Annotated in this window: 22 protein-coding genes; 19 read left to right on the top strand and 3 right to left on the bottom strand. The window is 28.5% G+C overall.

Annotation, left to right across the window (positions count from 1 at the left end):
- Window positions 1-10 precede the first annotated feature (10 nt).
- Complete coding sequence (locus CXF68_RS13970; protein WP_101045675.1) at window positions 11-556, bottom strand: TetR/AcrR family transcriptional regulator; 546 nt, start codon at window positions 554-556, stop codon at window positions 11-13.
- Window positions 557-607: 51 nt separating this feature from the next.
- Between CXF68_RS13970 and CXF68_RS13965 the strand changes: the two genes are divergently transcribed.
- The gene (locus CXF68_RS13965) at window positions 608-1,234 is read left to right on the top strand and encodes a hypothetical protein (RefSeq protein ID WP_101045673.1); all 627 of its coding nucleotides are present in this window, start codon (window positions 608-610) and stop codon (window positions 1,232-1,234) included.
- 236 nt (window positions 1,235-1,470) lie between these two features.
- Here the strand turns inward: CXF68_RS13965 and CXF68_RS13960 are convergent, their stop codons facing one another.
- Window positions 1,471-2,952 (bottom strand): PLP-dependent aminotransferase family protein, encoded by a 1,482-nt coding sequence (locus tag CXF68_RS13960; RefSeq protein ID WP_101045672.1) that lies wholly within the window; start codon window positions 2,950-2,952, stop codon window positions 1,471-1,473.
- A 132-nt stretch (window positions 2,953-3,084) separates the two neighbouring features.
- Here CXF68_RS13960 and CXF68_RS13955 point away from each other — a divergent pair, with 132 nt between their 5' ends.
- The 15 genes from CXF68_RS13955 (at window position 3,085) to CXF68_RS13885 (ending at window position 18,188) form a co-directional block, all read left to right on the top strand.
- On the top strand, window positions 3,085-3,645 hold the full coding sequence (locus CXF68_RS13955) for a DinB family protein (protein WP_232771660.1): 561 nt from the start codon (window positions 3,085-3,087) through the stop codon (window positions 3,643-3,645).
- Complete coding sequence (locus tag CXF68_RS13950; protein ID WP_101045670.1) at window positions 3,645-3,935, top strand: DUF1272 domain-containing protein; 291 nt, start codon at window positions 3,645-3,647, stop codon at window positions 3,933-3,935. Before CXF68_RS13955 ends, CXF68_RS13950 begins: the two co-directional genes overlap by 1 nt.
- A complete protein-coding gene (locus tag CXF68_RS13945; RefSeq protein ID WP_101045668.1) occupies window positions 3,936-4,451 on the top strand; it encodes an N-acetyltransferase in 516 nt (171 codons plus the stop codon).
- Between the two features lie 36 nt (window positions 4,452-4,487).
- Window positions 4,488-5,012 carry a GNAT family N-acetyltransferase gene (locus CXF68_RS13940; protein WP_101045666.1) on the top strand — a complete coding sequence of 175 codons (525 nt, stop codon included), beginning with the start codon at window positions 4,488-4,490 and terminating at the stop codon, window positions 5,010-5,012.
- A 49-nt stretch (window positions 5,013-5,061) separates the two neighbouring features.
- Window positions 5,062-5,721, top strand: a complete 660-nt coding sequence (locus CXF68_RS13935; protein ID WP_101045664.1) for a pyridoxamine 5'-phosphate oxidase family protein — start codon at window positions 5,062-5,064, stop codon at window positions 5,719-5,721.
- Between the two features lie 42 nt (window positions 5,722-5,763).
- Window positions 5,764-6,234: a CAP domain-containing protein gene (locus tag CXF68_RS13930; RefSeq protein ID WP_101045662.1), complete on the top strand. Its 471-nt coding sequence runs from the start codon at window positions 5,764-5,766 to the stop codon at window positions 6,232-6,234.
- Between the two features lie 208 nt (window positions 6,235-6,442).
- Window positions 6,443-7,348, top strand: a complete 906-nt coding sequence (locus CXF68_RS13925; RefSeq protein ID WP_101045660.1) for a RimK family alpha-L-glutamate ligase — start codon at window positions 6,443-6,445, stop codon at window positions 7,346-7,348.
- Window positions 7,338-8,027 (top strand): hypothetical protein, encoded by a 690-nt coding sequence (locus CXF68_RS13920; RefSeq protein WP_101045658.1) that lies wholly within the window; start codon window positions 7,338-7,340, stop codon window positions 8,025-8,027. The genes CXF68_RS13925 and CXF68_RS13920 overlap by 11 nt, the downstream gene beginning before the upstream one ends.
- A 2-nt stretch (window positions 8,028-8,029) precedes the next feature.
- The gene (locus tag CXF68_RS13915) at window positions 8,030-9,205 is read left to right on the top strand and encodes an RsmD family RNA methyltransferase (RefSeq protein WP_101045656.1); all 1,176 of its coding nucleotides are present in this window, start codon (window positions 8,030-8,032) and stop codon (window positions 9,203-9,205) included.
- A 158-nt stretch (window positions 9,206-9,363) separates the two neighbouring features.
- Entirely contained in the window at window positions 9,364-10,167 is an 804-nt protein-coding gene (fdhD, locus tag CXF68_RS13910; RefSeq protein WP_101045654.1) for a formate dehydrogenase accessory sulfurtransferase FdhD, read from the top strand.
- Window positions 10,157-12,451 carry an FdhF/YdeP family oxidoreductase gene (locus tag CXF68_RS13905; RefSeq protein WP_101045652.1) on the top strand — a complete coding sequence of 765 codons (2,295 nt, stop codon included), beginning with the start codon at window positions 10,157-10,159 and terminating at the stop codon, window positions 12,449-12,451. The genes fdhD and CXF68_RS13905 overlap by 11 nt, the downstream gene beginning before the upstream one ends.
- A gap of 55 nt (window positions 12,452-12,506) precedes the next feature.
- The gene (locus CXF68_RS13900; RefSeq protein WP_101045651.1) at window positions 12,507-13,133 is read left to right on the top strand and encodes an SPOR domain-containing protein; all 627 of its coding nucleotides are present in this window, start codon (window positions 12,507-12,509) and stop codon (window positions 13,131-13,133) included.
- A 57-nt stretch (window positions 13,134-13,190) separates the two neighbouring features.
- Entirely contained in the window at window positions 13,191-14,660 is a 1,470-nt protein-coding gene (locus CXF68_RS13895) for a hypothetical protein (protein WP_101045649.1), read from the top strand.
- Between the two features lie 6 nt (window positions 14,661-14,666).
- Window positions 14,667-16,343 carry an RluA family pseudouridine synthase gene (locus CXF68_RS13890; protein WP_101045647.1) on the top strand — a complete coding sequence of 559 codons (1,677 nt, stop codon included), beginning with the start codon at window positions 14,667-14,669 and terminating at the stop codon, window positions 16,341-16,343.
- Window positions 16,344-16,481: 138 nt separating this feature from the next.
- Window positions 16,482-18,188, top strand: a complete 1,707-nt coding sequence (locus CXF68_RS13885; protein ID WP_101045645.1) for a helix-turn-helix domain-containing protein — start codon at window positions 16,482-16,484, stop codon at window positions 18,186-18,188.
- Between the two features lie 21 nt (window positions 18,189-18,209).
- Here the strand turns inward: CXF68_RS13885 and CXF68_RS13880 are convergent, their stop codons facing one another.
- On the bottom strand, window positions 18,210-18,395 hold the full coding sequence (locus CXF68_RS13880; protein ID WP_101045643.1) for a hypothetical protein: 186 nt from the start codon (window positions 18,393-18,395) through the stop codon (window positions 18,210-18,212).
- Between the two features lie 363 nt (window positions 18,396-18,758).
- Here CXF68_RS13880 and CXF68_RS13875 point away from each other — a divergent pair, with 363 nt between their 5' ends.
- The 3 genes from CXF68_RS13875 to CXF68_RS13865 all read left to right on the top strand — a co-directional run bounded on the left by CXF68_RS13875 (window position 18,759) and on the right by CXF68_RS13865 (window position 20,582).
- The gene (locus tag CXF68_RS13875) at window positions 18,759-18,980 is read left to right on the top strand and encodes a hypothetical protein (protein ID WP_028889118.1); all 222 of its coding nucleotides are present in this window, start codon (window positions 18,759-18,761) and stop codon (window positions 18,978-18,980) included.
- 73 nt (window positions 18,981-19,053) lie between these two features.
- Complete coding sequence (locus tag CXF68_RS13870; RefSeq protein WP_101045641.1) at window positions 19,054-20,289, top strand: radical SAM protein; 1,236 nt, start codon at window positions 19,054-19,056, stop codon at window positions 20,287-20,289.
- 107 nt (window positions 20,290-20,396) lie between these two features.
- On the top strand, window positions 20,397-20,582 hold the full coding sequence (locus tag CXF68_RS13865) for a hypothetical protein (protein ID WP_101045639.1): 186 nt from the start codon (window positions 20,397-20,399) through the stop codon (window positions 20,580-20,582).
- The last annotated feature ends 277 nt before the right edge of the window (window positions 20,583-20,859 follow it).

Here is a 20,859-nt window from a genome sequence, read left to right as displayed (position 1 = left end):
CGCTTCATATTTATTCACTTTTAGTAATCATTCCGTTTGAAAAAGCATTCCATGCTAGTTCATTTACTTTGTTTGGTGCAATTACACCTTTTTTCAGCGCTTGATTGGCACTCCTAACCAACCCCATCCAAACATATGATAACCATTCATTTGACAACTGTTTATCTATTATTCCATTTGACTTTAATTTATCTAAAAGACCATAAAATAAATCGCCCATTTCTTTGAATGAAGCTTGAATATCTTCTTCTGAAAAATGATGCGAAAATTTTTGAACGAATTCAAAATGTTGCCCTTTTTTAACATCATCTTCAAACATTTGTTTCAACTTATCAATAAGCTGCATCTCTGTATCAAGAACCATTTTTACATCTATTAATATCCTTAACACAATAATCTCTACACATTCCTTAATCATATGATCTCTAGAACTGAAATAGCGATGTAGTGTTCTTCTTGTAACAGCTGCTTTTTCAGCTATAACATCCATATTACTTGATGGGTTTTCAATAAGTACCTCAATTGCAGCTTCTATTAAATTATTTTTTGTTTTCACGTCTCTAAATTAAGTAATTTGTCATATATTTGAGTCAAATATACAATTAATATGACAAATAGAATAATAGAATTGTACAATAAATATTATACATATAGAAAATTTGAAAGAGAAGAAGTTTTTTCTGTACTAAGGGAAAAATACGGTATCAAAAACACATTGTACCCAGGAAGTTATGTACATATTACTCCAAGCTTCATTTTCCCAACAACAGTTTATGTTGATTGCGATAAAGGAGCTAAGTTTTTTTTTAATGATATGAAGATTGTAAAAGAAATAATTGAATCAAGAAAGAAATATAGTCAAGAATCTAATATTGAGTTTTTAGGAAAAAGTTACAATGCGCCTCTATCTTTAGAAGAAGAGTCGTTTGATTTATTAATTTCTCATTACGCTGGAATAATCTCACAGCCATGCAAAAAATACTTAAAAACAGGTGGCTTATTACTAGTAAATAATAGTCATGCAGATGCTGGCGTAGCTTCATTTGATACTGATTTTAAACTAATAGGCACAATAAATATTCACCGTAAAAAATTAATTTCTGAAGAAAATTTGGAAACTTTTTTCATTCCTAAAAAAAAGCAGAATGTTACTATGGAAACATTAATCAGTACTCAAAAAGGAATTAGATATTTAAAAACAGCAGATTTGTACATCTTTAAAAAAACAAAATAAAAATCATATAACGCAAGCAACGTACAGTCTTTACATTTGATTTTGAATATCTTTCAAATAATGAATATCATGTACAGATATTTTTAAATAATCAACGTGTATACCACATATCATTATAACTAGCAAAAGTTACTTAAATTTTAGTTGCTTCAGTATCCACATGGATCTAATTAAAAAAGGTTTTATAAATATTAAATTGCGTAAATATTTTTTGAGCAATAGCAGAATGATTAAAGCTAATTTGTAAACAACTTCATAGTGTTTGTTAATTTATAAATAAGTTCTTGTATCTCGTTGTTATTATAAGCAGCAAATCCAATTCTTATTCCGTTGTGTTTCGTATTGGCAAAATCATAACGTTCCCATTGCCCTATTGCTAATTTCTGTGTTCTTGCTATTTCTGAAACTTCTTTCCATGAATATTGTTTGTTTAAAATAAGCCATACTGCCATTCCTCCTTTAGGAATATCAAAATGAAAATAGCCTCCTAAATGTTCCGTCAACAAAGAACAAAATAAATCGCGACGCTGTTTGTAAATTTTCATCACTTTTCTAATATGCCTATCTAAATCACCCGATTTAATAAATTCAGCAAAAGTAAGCTCCAATAAAGCATCTCCCTGCCTATCTACATAGCGTCTGTGATTAGAGGCTTCATCTATAAATGTTTTTGAAGCTATTAAATAGCCAATTCTAAAAACAGGAGCAACCGTTTTACAAACAGAACCTATATAAATAACATTTCCGTTAACATCATGACTCGCTAATGGTAAAATTGGTGAATGATTATAGTTAAAATCATAATCGTAATCATCTTCTATAATTGCAAATTGATAAATATTAGAAAGGTTTAATAAATGAATTCGTCTTTCTGCTGATAATGTTACTGTAGTTGGATGGTGATGATGAGAGGTAACATACAGCGCTTTTATCACCTGTTTTTTACATAATTTTTCTAATTCAGAAATACATAAGCCATCTTTATCTACAGGAATACGCATAATTGTTGCTTTTCGCTCTATAAAAGTTATATCTGCCGAAGGATAATTTGTTTCCCCTACCACTATAACATCTTCCTTTTTTAATAACAATTGAGCACTAAGCCATATTCCCATTTGACTTCCTCTAGTTATCAGTAAATTATCTTTTGTTATTTGTAAACCTCTTGTTTCATTTAAGTATGTTACTAAAACTGCCCGTAAATTATCGTTTCCATAAGTAGAACCATAAGATAAATGCAGATGAATATCTTTTTTACCAGCTATTTTCCTGTAAATTCTAGCTATTTCGATAGTTGGTGTTAATCTTCCATCAGAAATCCCATCATTTAAAAACAACGTATCGTTCTCTTTTTTATCTAGTAACTTTAAATTTTCAAATCCATTACTGTAAAAAGAAAACCCTGTTGTAGTATTTTTTTTACTCTCATTAATTTCTTCATTATTTTCACGCTGTAGTAAAGGTAAATCAGCTCTTACAAAGGTTCCTTTTTTAGGTACAGATTCAATCCAACCTTGTAAATCTAATTCTTCATATGAAGATACAATTGTTTTTCGATGTACATTTAAAAGTTCTGCTAAACTCCTCGTTCCAGGTAATTTAGTGTTTGCAGGAAGCTTACCTTGGTTTATAAAATAAATAAACTGATTAGATATCTGTATATAAATTGATTGACTATTATTTCTATCTATTTTAAAACTGGTTTTGTAAGGAAACATCTGGACTACTAGTTATTTTAATTCTGGATTACTTAAACACTCCATAAAACTACTAATTTTGATGAAATAAAATTATCATTACTTTTAAAAATAACAAATTTTAATAAAAGTGTTTAATTAGCTTTTAAAGAAATGAAGCCTTTTACACCTGTAGTAATAAAAAACAATAACATAATGATTAAAAAAGATTTACAACAAACAGAATATAACGAGTACTTTGGAAGGTACCTTGGTAAAGTTTCTGATAATACCGAATTAATTACTGGTTTAGAAAACGATAAAAAAATGGTTATCGATTTCTTCTCTACCGTACCTAAAAACAAATTAGAATATCGTTATGAACTAAAAAAATGGAGTGTTAAAGAGGTTTTACAGCATATTATTGACACTGAACGTATATTCATGTACCGTTTGTTAAGAATTGCTAGAAAAGATACAACTGCCTTAGCTGGATTTGACCAAGATATTTACATAGATCCTTCTCAAGCGAATAATAAAAAATTAGAAACATTAATTCATGAATTTACAATAACAAGAATGTATTCATTAAACCTAATTAATAGTATTTCTGATGAAAATTTACAAAACATAGGTACTGCTAGTGATAGCAATGTTTCTGCAAGAGCTTGTGCTTTTATTTTATTAGGACACAGTATTTGGCATATAGATATTATTAAAGAGCGCTATTTATAATGCTAGCTATTAGACCCAATTGCGAACATTGCAATAAAGATTTACCAAACACCTCTACCGAGGCGATGATTTGCTCTTTTGAATGTACTTATTGTAAAGCATGTGCTATTGAAGTTTTTAAAAACGTATGTCCTAGTTGTACTGGTAATTTTGTTGAACGTCCAATTCGTCCATCAATACTAATTAAAAAATATCCTGCTGCTACAAAACGAATTTTTAAGCCAAAAGATTTAGAAAAAACTAAAGTAAATTCAGAAGAGTTTAAAGGTATTCTTCCAGAAAAAAGATAAATGATTAATATAAAAACAGCAAAAATAGCTGACACAGAAGTCTTAGCGCTATTGGGAAGAATAACATATTCTGAATCTCACGGGCATTTTATAGATGATAAAAACGATTTATTAAAATTCTTAAATAACTCTTTCTCTATTACTGAAATTAAAAATCAACTTAAAAACACCAATAATCTTTTTTACATTTTATATGTTGATGATTTTCCTGTTGGTTACACAAAATTAGTATTAAATGAATTACATGAAAGTGTAAAAGTTAACAGTTCTTGCAGATTAGAAAAAATTTACATTTTGAAGGATTTTTTGCCTTTAAAATTAGGTCAAAAGTTATTTGATTTTATAGTAGGAAAAGCTATTGAACATCAATTTAAAAACATTTGGCTTTCAGTGTACATAAAAAATATTCGAGCAATTAATTTTTATAAAAAAAATGGGTTCGAAATATCAGGAAAGTTAGATTATCTAGTGAATAATAAAAAATATGAAAACTTTGTTTATGTTAAAAAAATATAAGCATGAAAGATCTAATTAATAATAGTATTTAAAAGAATGAAAAATATAAGTATTAGAAAAATAACAGTAAATGATATCAACCAATTAAAAAAGATTGGAGAACAGACTTTTTTCGAAACATATTCTTCAGGAAATAGTAAAAAAAACATGAAAGAATATTTGGGAAATGAGTTTTCAATTGAAAAACTAAAAACCGAATTAACAAATCTAAATTCTGAATTTTATTTTGCTGAACTTAAAAATGATCCTATCGGATATTTAAAAATTAATTTTAATCAAGCACAAACTGAAATTAAAGATGGAAATTCACTTGAAATCGAGCGAATTTACGTGCTAAATAAATTTCAAGGAAAAAAAATTGGTCAAATACTTTATGAAAAAGTTTTAGAAGTTTCAAAACAAAAAAACGTTGCATATGTTTGGTTAGGTGTTTGGGAAGAAAACCCAAAAGCAATCAGATTTTACACAAAAAATGGGTTCGTAGCATTTGATAAGCACACTTTTACAGTAGGAGAAGATAAGCAGACAGATATTATGATGAAATTAAAAGTAAATCAATAGAAATAATTAAGGAGTATAAAAGTAAAGTATTCTTTAAAAATATATAAGCATGAAAGAATATTCAAAATCTAAATTAAATAGGGTAAAACGTGGTCAAAACAGAGCAACTTATGATGTTGAAAAAATTAACACCATTTTAGACACTGGGTTTATTGGCTACATAAGTTATGTCTATCAAGATCGTGCAATTACATTACCTATGGGGTATGGTCGAAAAGATGATAAAATTTATTTGCATGGATCTCAGGCTAACAGAATGTTACTCACTTTACTAGAAGCTAAAGAAATGAGTATGACTGTAATGCATTTAGATGCATTGGTTTTAGCAAGATCTGGATTACATCATTCTGTAAATTATCGTTCTGCTACATTATTTGGAACTGTAAAAAAACTAGAAGACTCTAAAGAAAAATATTTAGCTCTTTTTTGCTTTATGGAGCACATGATGAAAGGTCGTTGGGACGGAATTAGAAAAATGCATAAAGAAGAACTAGACAGAACTTTAGTTATTGAAATGACTATCGAAACTGCTTCTGCAAAAATTAGAGATGTTGGCGTTGCTGATGAACCTGAAGATTATGATTTAGATATTTGGGCTGGTTTGGTTCCTTTAAAACAAATAACCCTACCTCCTATTTCAGATGAAAGGTTAAAAGAAAAAACAGCAATTCCTAAACATGTTATTGATTATTATGAAATAAATAAATAGTACATTCGTTCGTCTTATTTAAACCCCTTAAATTAATTAATTATGACCTTAAAAAACACAATTCTAGCGCTATTTACTACAGTTTTATTTATTTCATGTAGTAGTGATTCTTCAACTGATGATTTAAATTTAGAAGAAAATTTAACAATCACACAAGAAATACACAAACTAGTTAATGAATATAGAGTAAGTAAAGGAAAAGCAACCGTAGAATTTAATGATGCTGCAGCCAAAATTGCTTTAACTCATACAGAATATATGATAAGTATAAATAAGATAAATCATGATAAATTAAGTGAACGCTTTAAAGAATTACAAGTTTTAGATAATGCTAAAGCAATTGCTGAAAATGTTGCTTCTCGTCAAAAAACTGCTTTTGATGTTGTACAAGGTTGGATAAATAGTGATGGACATAGAAAAAATATAGAAGGTAATTACACACACACAGGTATTGGTGTAAAAAAAGGAGCTAATGGGCATTACTTTTTTACTCAAATTTTTTATTCAAAATAAAATTATAGAGGTCAATAGATAATTACCTATACTTTAATTAAAACACCTTGAGGAATGTCAGATTGAGCACAACTTTCAATAAGCTAATAGCTCTTGGTTGCCCTCGAACTAACAATAAGAGTTTCGATACTCTACTTAAAGTCAGATGTCTAATTAAATTTATTTAACTACTGACCTCTATAAAATTAATTGTTTTAAAAAATAAATCATGAAAAATTATGATGTTGTAATCCTTACTGATAAAGACCATGTACAACCAAAAGAGATTACTGTTTACAAGCAAAATGTCTTAGATGAAGATAATTATGTAAAAAATGCTCTAGAAAAATTAAACTTAAAAGTAGGACGATTTTCTTGGGATGATACTACTTTCGATTGGACAACCACCAAATATGTACTCTTTAGAAGTACTTGGGATTATTTTAATCGATATGCTGAATTTTCTATCTGGCTTAATAAAATAAGCAAGCAAACCACTTTATTAAATTCAGAAAAAACCATTCGTTGGAATATAGACAAACACTACTTATTAGATTTACAGAAAAAAGGAATTCATATTTGTGAATCTTATTTTATTGAAACTTCAGAAATTAAAAGTTTACAAGAATTAGCTACTGATTATGAACTTACAGAATTTGTTTTAAAACCTTGTATTTCAGGAGGTGGAAGACACACCTATAAGATTAACCAGAACAACATTCTTAAATACGAAGCTGTTTTTTCAGAATTGATTGCTAAAGAAGCGATGATTATTCAACCTTTTCAACATAACATAGTTACAAAAGGAGAAATTTCATTAATGGTTATGAATGGAAAGTTTACACATGCTGTTTTAAAAATTGCAAAAAAAGGAGATTTTAGAGTTCAAGATGATTTTGGAGGAACAGTAAGTGATTATTCACCTTCACAGATTGAAATTGACTTTGCTGAAAGTGCAATAAAAGCATGCAAAGAGCTTCCTATTTACGCTAGAGTTGATGTTTTTACAGATAACAATGGTAAATTAGCAATTGCAGAACTAGAATTGATAGAACCTGAATTATGGTTTAGGAACAATTCAAAAGCTGCTGATGAATTAGCAAAAGGCATTAAACTATTAATAAATGAAGAATAAATTACTTAAAGCACTAGGAGTTATAATAGTAATTATAATTGTTACAATCGGTATATTTTACATTACCAATGATGAGAAAATGCCAATAGGTAATAAAGGTTCTGAAGCAGATACTTTAGCTAATAAAATGCTAAATGCCTTAAATTATGAAGCATATAAAAGCACACGTTTTATAGAATGGAGCTTTAGGGGCAAGCATTTTTACAAATGGGACAAACAACAAAATATAGTTGAAGTTTCTTGGGATAAAAATAAAGTAATCTTACACACAAAATCACCAGAAAAAAGTAAAATTTTCATTGATGGAAAATTAACGAATGATTTAGCTATTTTAAAAAAAGCTACTGATTATTTTAATAATGATAGCTTTTGGCTAATTGCACCTTATAAAGTTTTTGAAGATGGTATAGAACGAAAAATCATACAACACAAAAACAAAGATGCATTAATGATAACATATACAACTGGTGGTTCTACTCCTGGAGACTCTTATCTATGGATTTTAGATGATACAGGAAAGCCTACCGCCTTTAAAATGTGGGTTTCAATAATCCCTACTGGAGGAATGCAAGGTTCTTGGAGTGATTGGATAACAACTAAATCTGGAGCAATTTTACCAACAAAACATAAACTACCTATAGGAATTTTAGATATGGGAGAAGTAAAAGGATATAATTAATTTTGAATACAATTATTTTACAAAAAGAAATTCAGCGTTTTATAAACGAGAACTTAAAATCTGATATCAATAAACTTATTTTAAAAGGAAGTCCTTTTAAAGGTGTTTCGATTCAAGAATTAGCTAATCAGATTATTGCTAAACAGAAATCAGAAATAAAACTCCCTACTTGGTTTAATGCTGAAAAAATTTATTACCCCCAAAAAATAAGTATTGAGCAAACTTCATCTGAAATTACTGCTGAATATAAATCGAAACTAATTACTGGTGACACTTTTATTGATATTACTGGTGGTTTTGGTATAGATTGTTATGCTTTTGCTAAACAATTAAAAAAAGTTGTTCATTGTGAAATAAATGTAGCGCTATCTGAGGTTGTAGCTTATAATTATCAACAACTAAAAATCACTAACATTGCAACTGTTGCTAAAAACGGAATAGATTACTTAAAAAGTACTGATCAAAAATTTGACTGTATTTATATTGACCCATCAAGAAGACATGATATAAAAGGTAAAGTATTTTTATTAAACGACTGTTTACCTAATGTGCCTGAAAATTTAGATTTTTTTTTTACAAAATCAGATACAATACTTATTAAAAATTCGCCAATACTAGACATTACATCTACAATTAATGAATTAAAATTTGTTAAAGAAATACATGTTGTCTCAATAAAAAATGAGGTAAAAGAATTGCTTTTTTTATTAAAAAAAGAACACAAAGGGTTTATTGAGGTAAAAACACTTAACGTATTAAAAAACAATAACGAAGAATTTAATTTTAAACTTAACAGAACTCTTAATACAACATACTCAGCACCTTTAAATTTCCTATACGAACCTAATGCTGCCATTTTAAAATCAGGGGGATTTAATGAGGTCTCAAATCAGTTAAAAGTAAATAAACTCCATCAACATTCCCATCTTTACACTTCTAAAGAATTAATAGAATTCTTCCCAGGTAGAACATTTAAAGTTAACACCATCATTCCATACAATAAAAAGAAAATAAAAAAACTTATAACAAAAGCAAACATAACAACACGAAACTTTCCGAAAACTGTAGCTCAAATTCGAATAGAAACAAAACTAAAAGACGGAGGTGATACCTATCTTTTTTTTACGACAAATGTTAATAATGAGTTAATTGTAATCAGTTGTACTAAAATCAAATAGCAAATACCACAATATATATAGATACTTCCCGTTAAAATTAGAGTAAACACAAAAGATTAGTGTGTTTTATTAATTAGGGGAAATAAAACACACCATAAAGCCTTGTTGCAAAACAAGGCTTTTCATTTAACTTACTTTTAAGTACATTTGTTTACAACATGAAACAAGCAAGTATTTATCAGTCTATAAAATTATCTGAAAACTCTTCTCAAAAAGTTGAAGATAATCTTGTTATTGAAGCCCCTTTACAAATAAATATAAACAGTGAATCTTACACCGTAGTAATGAGAACTCCTGGTAACGACAAAGAACTTATTAGAGGTCTCTTATACGCTGAAGACATATACAAAAGCAATGATCAATTAAGAATTGAAACTATTGAAATAAATAGTGATTCTTCATCAATTCTAAATGCTATCATTCCTAAAGAAAAATTACGAAAAGGATACTTAAATAAAAGAACACTTTTATCTGTTTCGTCTTGTGGTATTTGTGGAAAAAAAGAATTGAAAGATTTAGAACCAAGCGGCAAACCTCTAAATATAAACAGTAATGAATCAATTGATATAACATTCGATATGTTTATAAAAATGAACAACTTACAGTTTCTTTTTAAAAACACAGGCGGTAGTCACGCTTGCGCATTATTTGATAAAAAAAAAGAACTATTAACAATAAAGGAAGATATAGGTCGTCATAATGCAGTTGATAAATGTATTGGTGATTTAATTAATAAAAACAGCTTAAAAAAAGTAAGCTACATGCTTGTTAGCGGACGCGTTTCTTATGAAATTGTATCCAAAGCTTTCTTTGGTAAAATCCCTATTATTATTGCTGTTTCTGCTTGCTCTTCTCTAGCTGTTGATTTTGCAAAAGAATTTGGAATCTGCTTAATAGGTTTCAGTAGAAATAAAAAAATGACTATTTATTCAAATCCTCAATACATTAACTATGAGCGATAAAAAAACACATGCTCAACCCCCAGAAAAATTAACAGGTATAAAACTTATAGACATCCCTAAAAAAGCTGTAGGTACAAAAGCAATACAATCTGCCCTAAACCATGTTTTTTCTGAAACAGGAATATCGAAAGGGATTAGTTTACTAAAAAATATTAATCAGTTAGATGGTTTCGATTGCCCAGGTTGTGCATGGCCAGATCCTGATGAAAAAAGAGCTTTTTTAGCTGAATACTGTGAAAATGGAGCAAAAGCAGTTGCTGAAGAAGCAACTAAAAATAGAGTATCCCCTTTATTCTTTGCGACACATTCCGTTCAAGAAATGTCAGAATGGTCTGATTATGAAATAGGAAAAAGTGGACGCATTACACACCCAATGATTTTACGTGAAGGTTCTAATAATTATGAAGAGACAACATGGGAGGAAGCTTATAAACTCATTGGAGAAGAATTAAATTATTTAAAATCTCCTAATGAGGCTATTTTTTACACTTCAGGTAGAACTAGTAATGAAGCTGCTTTTTTATATCAACTTTTTGTTAGAAAATTCGGAACAAATAATTTACCAGACTGTTCTAATATGTGTCATGAAAGTAGCGGTAGCGCACTTTCTGAAACATTAGGTATAGGTAAAGGCTCTGTTACTTTAGATGATTTTAATCATGCCAATTTAGTTATTGTTATGGGGCAAAATCCAGGAACTAACCATCCTAGAATGCTTACAGCTTTAAAGGATACTAAAAAGAATGGAGGAAAAATAATAACAATAAATCCACTACCAGAAGTTGGTTTAATGAATTATGTAGATCCTCAGAATCCTTTAAAATGGATGGGATCGGGTGATAAATTAACAGATTTGTTTCTTCAAGTGAAAATCAACGGAGATGTTGCTTTGTTAAAAATCATCTTAAAATTGATGAAAGAAAAAGAAATGAAGCAACCTAATACTGTTTTCGATCATCAATTTATCAAAGAAAAAACACACGGAATAGATGAGTTTTTAAGCCAATTAGATAACTATACCATTAATGAATTACTCCCTCAGACAGGACTTTCTTTAGAACAAATTGAAGAGGCTACCGAACTGATTATCAAAAATGATAAAATTATTATATGTTGGGCAATGGGACTAACTCAACATAAAAACGGCGTTGATAATATTCGTGAAATTGTTAATTTGCTTTTATTAAAAGGAAGTATTGGTAAAAAAGGCGCTGGTACATGCCCCGTAAGAGGTCATTCAAACGTGCAAGGAGATCGTACCATGGGAATATGGGAAAAACCAAAAGACAGTTTTTTAGATAGCTTAGAAAAAGAATTTCAATTTAAAGCTCCTCGTAAACACGGCTATGACGTTATTGATGCTATTAAAGCAATGCATCAACAAAAAGCAAAAGTATTTATAGGTATGGGTGGAAACTTTATTTCTGCAACACCTGATACTGAATACACAGCTGAAGCTTTAAAAAACTGTAGTTTAACTGTACAGATTTCGACAAAACTAAATAGAAGTCACTTAATTCATGGTAAACAGGCATTAATTCTACCTTGTTTAGGTCGCTCAGAAAAAGATACTCAAGAGACAGGAGAACAATTTGTTTCTGTAGAAAATTCGATGGGAGTTGTACATCAATCTAATGGTCATTTAACTCCCGCTTCGAAACAATTACTTAGTGAACCTGCTATTGTAGCTGGAATTGCCGAAGCAACATTAATAAATACTAAAGTTAATTGGTCGTCGTTAATAACGAATTATGATCTAATTCGTGATAAAATTGAAGCTACCATTCCTGGATTTGAAAACTACAATCAAAGAGTTCGAGAAAAAGGAGGTTTTTATTTACCAAATAACGCTAGAGAAAACAGCTACACTCCTACTTCAACAGGAAAAGCAAATTTTTCTACAAACTTACCTTCAGATATTATTCTAAAAGATAACCAGTTTATGATGATGACGATTCGTACTCACGATCAGTATAATACTACTATTTATGGTTTAGATGATCGTTATAGAGGTATTTTAAATGAACGCAGAGTTATTTTCATGAATTCTGATGATATGAAAGAACAAGGTTTATCTAAATTAGACAAAGTGAACTTGACTAGTCATTTTCAAGGAGAAGAAAGAAAAGCTATCGGTTTTTTAGTAATTCCTTACAGTATACCAAAACAATGTACAGCAACTTACTTCCCAGAAACTAACGTATTAGTACCTTTAAATAATAAGGCTAGAATTAGTAATACTCCTGCTTCAAAGACAGTAACAATTACTATAAAAAAGCAGTAGTAAAAAAAGAATTGTACTTTCGTATAATATTTCTAATAAAAATCAATCCATAATTATGCCTTTCATAGAAGAAGAAAAGTTTAAGTTAATGCAAGAAGACTTAGATAATGCTAAACTAAAAAGAGAAGAATCTGAAAATGAATTAAATAGCGTTAACGAAAATTTCACTTCTTTCAAAAAAAAATCTAAAAGAACCCCAATATTATTAGGATTACTATTAGGTTTAGCTTTAGGAGCTTCTTATTACCTATACACTAATAATGGTGTTGTGAAAACTACTTCAACAACAAGTAGCGACATTGTTCTTATAAAAAAGAATGAAAGTCTAAGAATTTTAGATAGCGTTAAAAGAGCACAAGTAAAAATAAAAAAAGTAATTAAAAGTGGTGTTAATGAAAACAATTTAGATTCGACCATTTTGAATGTAAGTGAAAATACAACAGGAGAAACAATGTATTCTGTGCAAATAGGTGTGTTTTCTAAAAATAAGTATGCTTTATTATCATCTAAAACAATTCCATCTATAGTAAATAGTGCCGATGGTTATTTTAAGTATTCATTAGGGTTGTTTACAACTTTAAATGAAGCTAAAAATTTAAAAAATGAATTAATAAAAATTGGTTTTAAAGATGCTTTTGTAGCTTCTTATATTGACGGAAAAAGACAAAAAATACACAATTAAATTTTATAACTAATGCTATTAAAAATTAGTAAACGAGCACTTATAATATGTTTTATTATGAGTGTTCATTTTTTTTACGCGCAAACTACAACTCCTCAAAAGGAAACTCAAAATGGTTTTGGTCAAATAGATTTCTTATCCATTAAAATGCCTGGTAATGAAAAGAATATGGACTTTACAGGTATTCATTATAACTTAAAAATTAATGACTGGAGTTATGCAGGTGTTGGAATATATGGTGCTGTTGGTGGAATTCGCGGTGGTTTTTTTACTTTAGGTATTAACGCTGGAATTCAACAAAAAATAACGGATAACTTATTTATAGATACAGGTTTTCATTTTGGTGGCGGTGGCGGTGCTGCAGCTCCAGATGGTGGTGGTGCTTTTATCTTGCCTCACTTAAATTTAGGTTATAATTTTAAGTATTTTTCTACAACTGCGGGTTATAGTTATGTCAACTTTTTTGATAAAGGAGCTATTAAAAGTAGTCAATTTAATGTAGCTCTTCAAATACCACTATCTTTTGAAAATGCGAACTTTAAAGAACGTGAAAACTCTTTTAAAATAGATGATTTTAAAAATTCTTCATGGAACACACGTAGCAACAGAATTTCTTTATTAATGCATTTAAATAATTTATCTGTAACAAAAGGTAATTATAAAGGCAAAACAATAAGATTAGCTGGTTTTGAGTTGAATTCATATTTAACTGATAATATATTTTTCTTTGTAAAAGCTGATGGTGCATACCATGGTATTAAAGCTGGATACATGGATGTTCTTTTAGGTGGTGGTTATCATTTATCTATGAATAAAAACCGCACAAACATACTCGCTAAATTTGGTATTGGTGCTGGTGGCGGTGGAGGTGTTGAAACTAAAGGAGGTTTTTTAATTTACCCAGATATTTCGATAGAACAAAAATTATTTGAGAATATTTACGCTTCAATCAATAAAGGTTATTTAATGAGTCCAGATGCTCACTTCTCCTCTTCTACCCTAGGTTTTGGATTGAAATATTATATTGATAAGGACGGTACTACATCAAAAGAAAACGATTTTTCAATAGGTAAGTTTAAAGGCCTAGAAACTATTATAAAACAAGATTTATATTTTAATGCCTCAAGAAACACAGGTATAAATGAAAATATGCATCAAATATCATTACAAATAAATTTTTTCCTAAATAAATACGTGTATGCCTCAGGACAAACATCATTTGCTAATTTTGGTGATGCTGGTGCCTATGCTGAAGGAATTGTAGGGCTAGGAATACAATCAAACTCATTTTTTAATAATACAACATCAGTATTTGCACAATTATTAGGAGGTGCTGCTGGTGGTGGTGGTATTAGTACAGGACAAGGTTTAATAGCAAAACCTAGTATAGGTGTTAATTATAGATTAGGTAATAAATTAAATTTACGCGGTGGTTTGGGATATGTTAAAGCTCGTGGCGGAAGTTTAAGTAGTGCTTATTTAAATTTTGGAATAAATTATGACTTTTCATTTTTAAGTGTTAAATAATTCATCGTGCAAACATATTTTCAATACTTTTCGAGCTCTATAAAAGATATTAAAGTTCCAACCAAGTTTACTTTTCCTTTTTACTATGAGCCACATCCGCTATGTAAATTAGCCACAATAGAGGTTCAAAATTATTTAAAAACACAAACTGATTTTAAACATAATTTTGGGTTAGATAAATCTAATAAAGGATTGCCTATTGGAAAAATGTTCGGGGTTTTAATTGTTCAGAATCACCAGAATGAAATAGGATACATCACAGCTGTATCAGGTAAATTGGGCGAAAAAAATAATCACATAAAATTTGTTCCACCAGTTTATGATATGCTAGCTAAAGATTCTTATTATTTAGAAGAAAAAAAAGAATTAAATGATATTAATACATCTTTAGAAAATTTAACCATAAATAGAATGTACTTAATCTTAGCCGCAGAACACAAATCAACAACTAAAAAAGCGACTGATGATATTCAAAATAAAAAGGAAGAATTAAAAATTGGTAAAAAAGAGCGTAAAAAACGAAGAGAAAAAGCACAATCTGAATTATCCGTAGATGATTATCTAGTGTTTAAAGAATCTTTGAGTAAAGAAAGTATGGAGGCTAAACATTTTTTTAATAATGTAAATCGCTATTGGCAACATACTTTAAAACCTTTGGAAGAAAAACTTTCAGTTTTCACAAATCAAATAGAAACATTAAAAGAACAACGTAGAGCAAAGTCAGTTGCATTACAACAATATATATCTGATCAATATCAATTTTTAAATCAAAAAAAAGAAGTTAAAGGGTTGTCAGATTTATTTGTAAATACTTCTGTTCAAAATTTACCTGCTGGTTCTGGTGAATGTGCAGCTCCTAAATTATTGCAGTATGCTTTTTTGAATGATTTGATACCCATTGCAATGTCCGAATTTTGGTGGGGAGAATCGCCTAATAAAGAAATACGAAAACACCAACAGTTTTATCCTGCTTGTCAAGGAAAATGTAAACCTATCTTAACACATATGCTGTCTGGAATAGAAATGGATACAAATCCATTACTACAAAACCCTGCTATCGGAAAAGAACTTGAAACTATTTTTGAAGATGATCAATTAATTGTTATTGATAAACCTACAGAATTTTTATCAGTTCCTGGAATCCATATTCAAGATTCAGTATATTCACGAATCAAACAACAGGTAAAAAATATTTCTGGGCCAATTATTGTTCATCGTCTAGACATGTCTACTTCTGGATTATTGGTTTTAGCAAAAAATAAAGAGTCACATAAGTTTTTACAAAATCAATTTATTAATAGAACTGTTAAGAAGAGATATACTGCTTTGCTAGATGGTATTATTAAAGAAGATAGTGGAACTATAGATTTACCGCTGCGTGTTGATTTAGATGATAGGCCAAGGCAATTAGTATGCTATGAACATGGTAAACCTGCAAAAACTAAATGGAAAGTTATTGAACGTAAAAACGGTAAAACAAAAGTTCACTTCTACCCTATTTCTGGTCGAACACACCAATTAAGAGTTCATGCTTCTCATTCATTAGGTTTAAACACTTCTATTGTTGGTGATGATTTATATGGCGTAAAATCTGATCGCTTACATTTACATGCAGATACTTTAGCGTTTTCTCATCCTACAACTAAGCAAAAAATGATATTTAAGAAAAAATCAGATTTTTAACTTCTTCACTCCTATTACAATCATAAAACACTAATTTTATTAACCTAGTATAAACAAGGTGGTTTTAAATTATCGAAGTCTATCTATTTTTATTTATTTTGCATGTTCTATTAACTTTTATTACGCCCCCGAAATGTTATGTTAAAATATCTTTATTTTTCTTTAGTCCTCCTTTTTTCTTACACTTTATGTCATTCACAAGTTCATACTAAAAAAGAGCTAGAGCAGTTTAAAGAAAAATTTTACTTAAATAGTAAAATAGGTGTAGATAGCTCTTTATACTATATGAATAAGATGTTAAATACTAATATAGCATCTTATAAAACATTTGCTTTTTCTGCAATAGAATATTTAAAAACAAGGGAAAAACAATTTGTTGATCTACAATTTTATAAGGATAGTATTCAAAATTATCTTCCAAAGATATCAGAAACGAAAAAGAATCATACAATACTTTTCGATATACATATATTATTAGGAAATACTAATAAAAGAAGAGAACTTATAAAACCAGCATTAGAAAACTATATAAAAGCTGAAAATTACGCTATCGCAGCAAATGATATTGAACGAATTATTAAAATAAAAGGAAATATTGCTTTAATACACCAAAACATAGGTGAGCTTAGCAAAGCCTTAAACGAAGCAAAAAAAACACTTAGTCTTATAGAAAAAAACAAAGACTTTTTAGCAGACAAATACCAACTTAGAAAATATAAAACAGTATTAAATGTAGGAGCAATATATACTACATTATTAGATAACACAATGAATCACCAATATGCAGATTCAACTTTGTTCCACTACAATTCATTACTTAAAGATAAAAATATTGAACTTAGTTCTTATCGTTATGCCAGAATCTATTATAGCTTAGGAACCGTTTATACTTTGAAAAAAGAGTATTCAAAGGCTAGTTATTTTCTTAAAAAGAGTATAGCACTTTTTAAAAAAAATAATTCGTTTTCCTACTTATATAAAAGTCATTATAATATTGGCTATAATTATTTAATGGCAAATAACTTAGAAAAAGCAAAAAAAAGTTTTTTTTCGGTACTTCAAATAAAAAAAGACACCCTTTTAGATACTAAATATGTAAACACACACAAATATCTTTTTGAAATATATTTAAAACAGAATAAAAATGATTCTGCTAGTTATTATTCAAATCGTTATCACAAATTGCTTAACCTAGCATCAACAAAAGAGAATAAACAAATTATAGGGGCTGTTAAAGTAGACGCTGAAAATAATTATAATAAGAAAATTGATACATTAACAAAAAATACTACTAAAAAAACCTACTATTATATTGCTATTATTTTAGGTTTAATATTAGCACTAGTAGCAAGTATTTACTTAATTATTAAAAATACTAAAGAAAAAAAGGAAACTAAAAAAAGATTAAGTGAGTTATTAAGTAAGGTTTCAAAAAACGAAAAATTAAAAGACAAAAACTTTTCACTTCCTAAAAACTTAAACATAAAAAATGAGCAACACCAACAAATTATCAATGGTTTGTTAAAAATAGAAGACAAATTATACTATTTAAAAGAAGAATTTAATTTATATAATGCTGCAAAAAAAATAGGTACTAATACTACCTATCTCTCTAAAGTAATAAAAGAATACAAAAAGATGAGTTTTAGCGAATACACTAATGAGTTAAAAATAAATTATATTGTAAATGTAATGAGTAACGATAAAAAAGTAAGAGCTTATACTACTCAAGCTATAGGAGAAATTGGTGGCTATAAAAATGCGAAGTCTTTTACTAGAATCTTTAAAAATTACACAGGAATAACTCCTTATCAATTTATAGAAAAAATTAATAAGGAGTTATAATTTAATTGCTCTAAATACAATCTATAAACATATTGCAGGTTCTCCTTTCTTATTAATATATGTAGATCCTAATGGTAATTTAAAACAATTTTCTTCTCCATCTGTATCTGGTCCTCCTTTCAAACTAGGACCTTCAGCTTTAACATTATACTGCTCTTCCCTTGTTAATTGATAAGCCTTTAAAGTATCAATAAATAATAGTTTCATAATTTATCTGTTTTAGTTAGGTGAAGTTATGTTTTTTATTAAATAATTTTCACAAATTAACCCCCTTCAAAACAAAAGCAACATAAGTAACTGATAGATAATTACTTAAACATGTTTTTAGTTACCACAATTTTAAAATAATACCTCCCTTTTTTATAAATAACAACCTTCGATACTTCTTTTATCTTATTAAAAACTCAATATTTGGAAAAAGAAACACCTAATAAATAGATGTTATTTTAAAAATATAAAGATTTAATAAAACATATTAACATGGTTAAATATCTATAGGAAGCTGAAAATATAGGTATCATTTTTTTACAAAAACTATAGAGTAAGCATTTAAACTAAAAACTTATAAAAATGAAAAAAGCATTTTTTTTATCAAAAGGATTGGAGAAATTTTCAAACTTAGAAATTAACGATTTAGCACCTATTAAAGGGGGGGCGCTATATATTGAAGAGAAGATATATTACCCTACTAGTGGTGGTGGTAAATTATGTCCTTCTGGAATGGTTTGGAGTAATAGTCTAGGTAAATGTGTTACTGTTATTCTTAAAGATGTAAATCACGCAGTAAGATAATATTTCTTTTAAAATACTCAAGGAAATTGTAAAAACACAATTTCCTTGTTGTTATATTAATAAATCATAAATCATGGATTTTAACTCATTAGCTATCAAAGTAGCTAGTCGATGCAACCTAAATTGCTCATATTGCTTCATGTACAATTTAGGAGACACTACTTATAAAAAACAACCTAAATTCATGTCGTATGAAACAGTTGATCATATAATTGAAAAAGCAAAAAATCATATAAAAAAATATAATAAAAAAGAGTTCTCTTTTCTATTTCATGGAGGTGAACCTTTGTTAGCTCCTAAAGAATTTTATATTGATTTTATTAATAAAGTTAAAAAAATACAAAACGAACTTAATGATGTATTTTTTTCTTTTGACTTACAAACAAACGGGGTTCTACTGGATGAAAGCTGGATTCAATTATTTAAAGAATTAAACATTTCTCCTAGCGTTAGTGTTGATGGTACTAAAAAAGCGCATGATATGTTTCGAGTAGATCATAAAGGTAATGGTAGTTATGATACTGTCTTTAAAAGCATCGGATTATTAATAAAAAAAATGACTTTTGCTGATATAGCATGTGTTATTAACATTAAAGAGACTCCAAAAGAGATATATGAAAGTTTTAAAGAAATGAACGTTAGTTATGTGAATTTTTTAATCCCTGATTACACTCATGATAATTTTCCTTTTAATAGTAAAGAAGGCTTAATGGGAGATTGGTTAATTAAATTATTTGACATTTGGGTTAATGATGCACAACGATATAAAATTCCATTATTTATAGGTTTATTAAATACTTTAATGAGAGTTAATGAGAATACAAAAAACGAGTCGACTGTTTTAATTATTGAAACTAATGGCGAAATTGAAGCTATTGATTCTTTAAAAGCCTGCGGTCATGGGTTTACTAAAACTGGCTTAAATATTAAAGAAGATAGTTTTCAAGATATTGAAAAAACATCTTTAGGTAAGTTATATTTTAATGATTTTAATTCTAAACTTTGTAAGCAATGTTTAGAGTGTCCTTTAAAAGAAGTTTGCAAAGGAGGTAGATTAGTTCATCGTTATAGTAAAGAAAACGGATTTAATAACCCTTCTATTTACTGCAATGATTTGATTAAATTGATAGCTCATATCCAGAAATTTTTTATCTCATGTTACCCTGATTTAAACAAAAAAGAGAACATAGAGGAAATATCACCTGATGAAATCATAAACTACCTTACTTCTATTCATGAAAATTCTGAATCTATCTACAAAAAAGAATTAGAGCTGTTTTCTGAAATAAATATGAGAAGTGCGTCATAATAATTGTGAGGTAAAAAATTCTAAAATATTTCTGACCAGCTCAATATATTAATTAATGCGAAACCTGAAAAGCATATAATAGAGTAAGGAACAAAAAAATAGAAAACATGTTAGAATCAATTTCAAAACTAGGTACTGTTTTAAACAAAAAAACGCAAAAAACAATTAATGGAGGAGCAGGCGCACCTTGTAAATTACGTTATTGCCCGCCAAAATCTGGAGGTAAAATCTATATGCTACCTGATGGCACTTGTAGATGTGGATGGCATGACAACTTTCCTGTAGGCCTTTAATTAGACTATAAAAAGCCGCTAGTTAATCTACCATAAACTTAATTATGTGAATTCTATCCTTAATATTTTATAAAAACTGTATTTTCTTATGCTTTAGATTACAGTGAAAACCTGTTTAAATAGTGTAAAAAAGAACAAAAAAAATTAAAGATAGACAGATACAATGTCCCTAAAATCACGTACTCGTTTGTGTTTTTTCTGGTTGCTATTGTATTTAAACCAAGTAAACCTCTTATAAACAAGGTAAAATAACTTAATCATATTGAAAAACTCCTAA

Origin of the sequence: Tenacibaculum sp. Bg11-29 (genome assembly GCF_002836595.1) — a bacterium.
GTDB lineage: Bacteria > Bacteroidota > Bacteroidia > Flavobacteriales > Flavobacteriaceae > Polaribacter.
The sequence above is the reverse complement of the archived record's forward strand: the minus strand, read 5'-3'. Positions and strand labels throughout refer to the sequence as shown.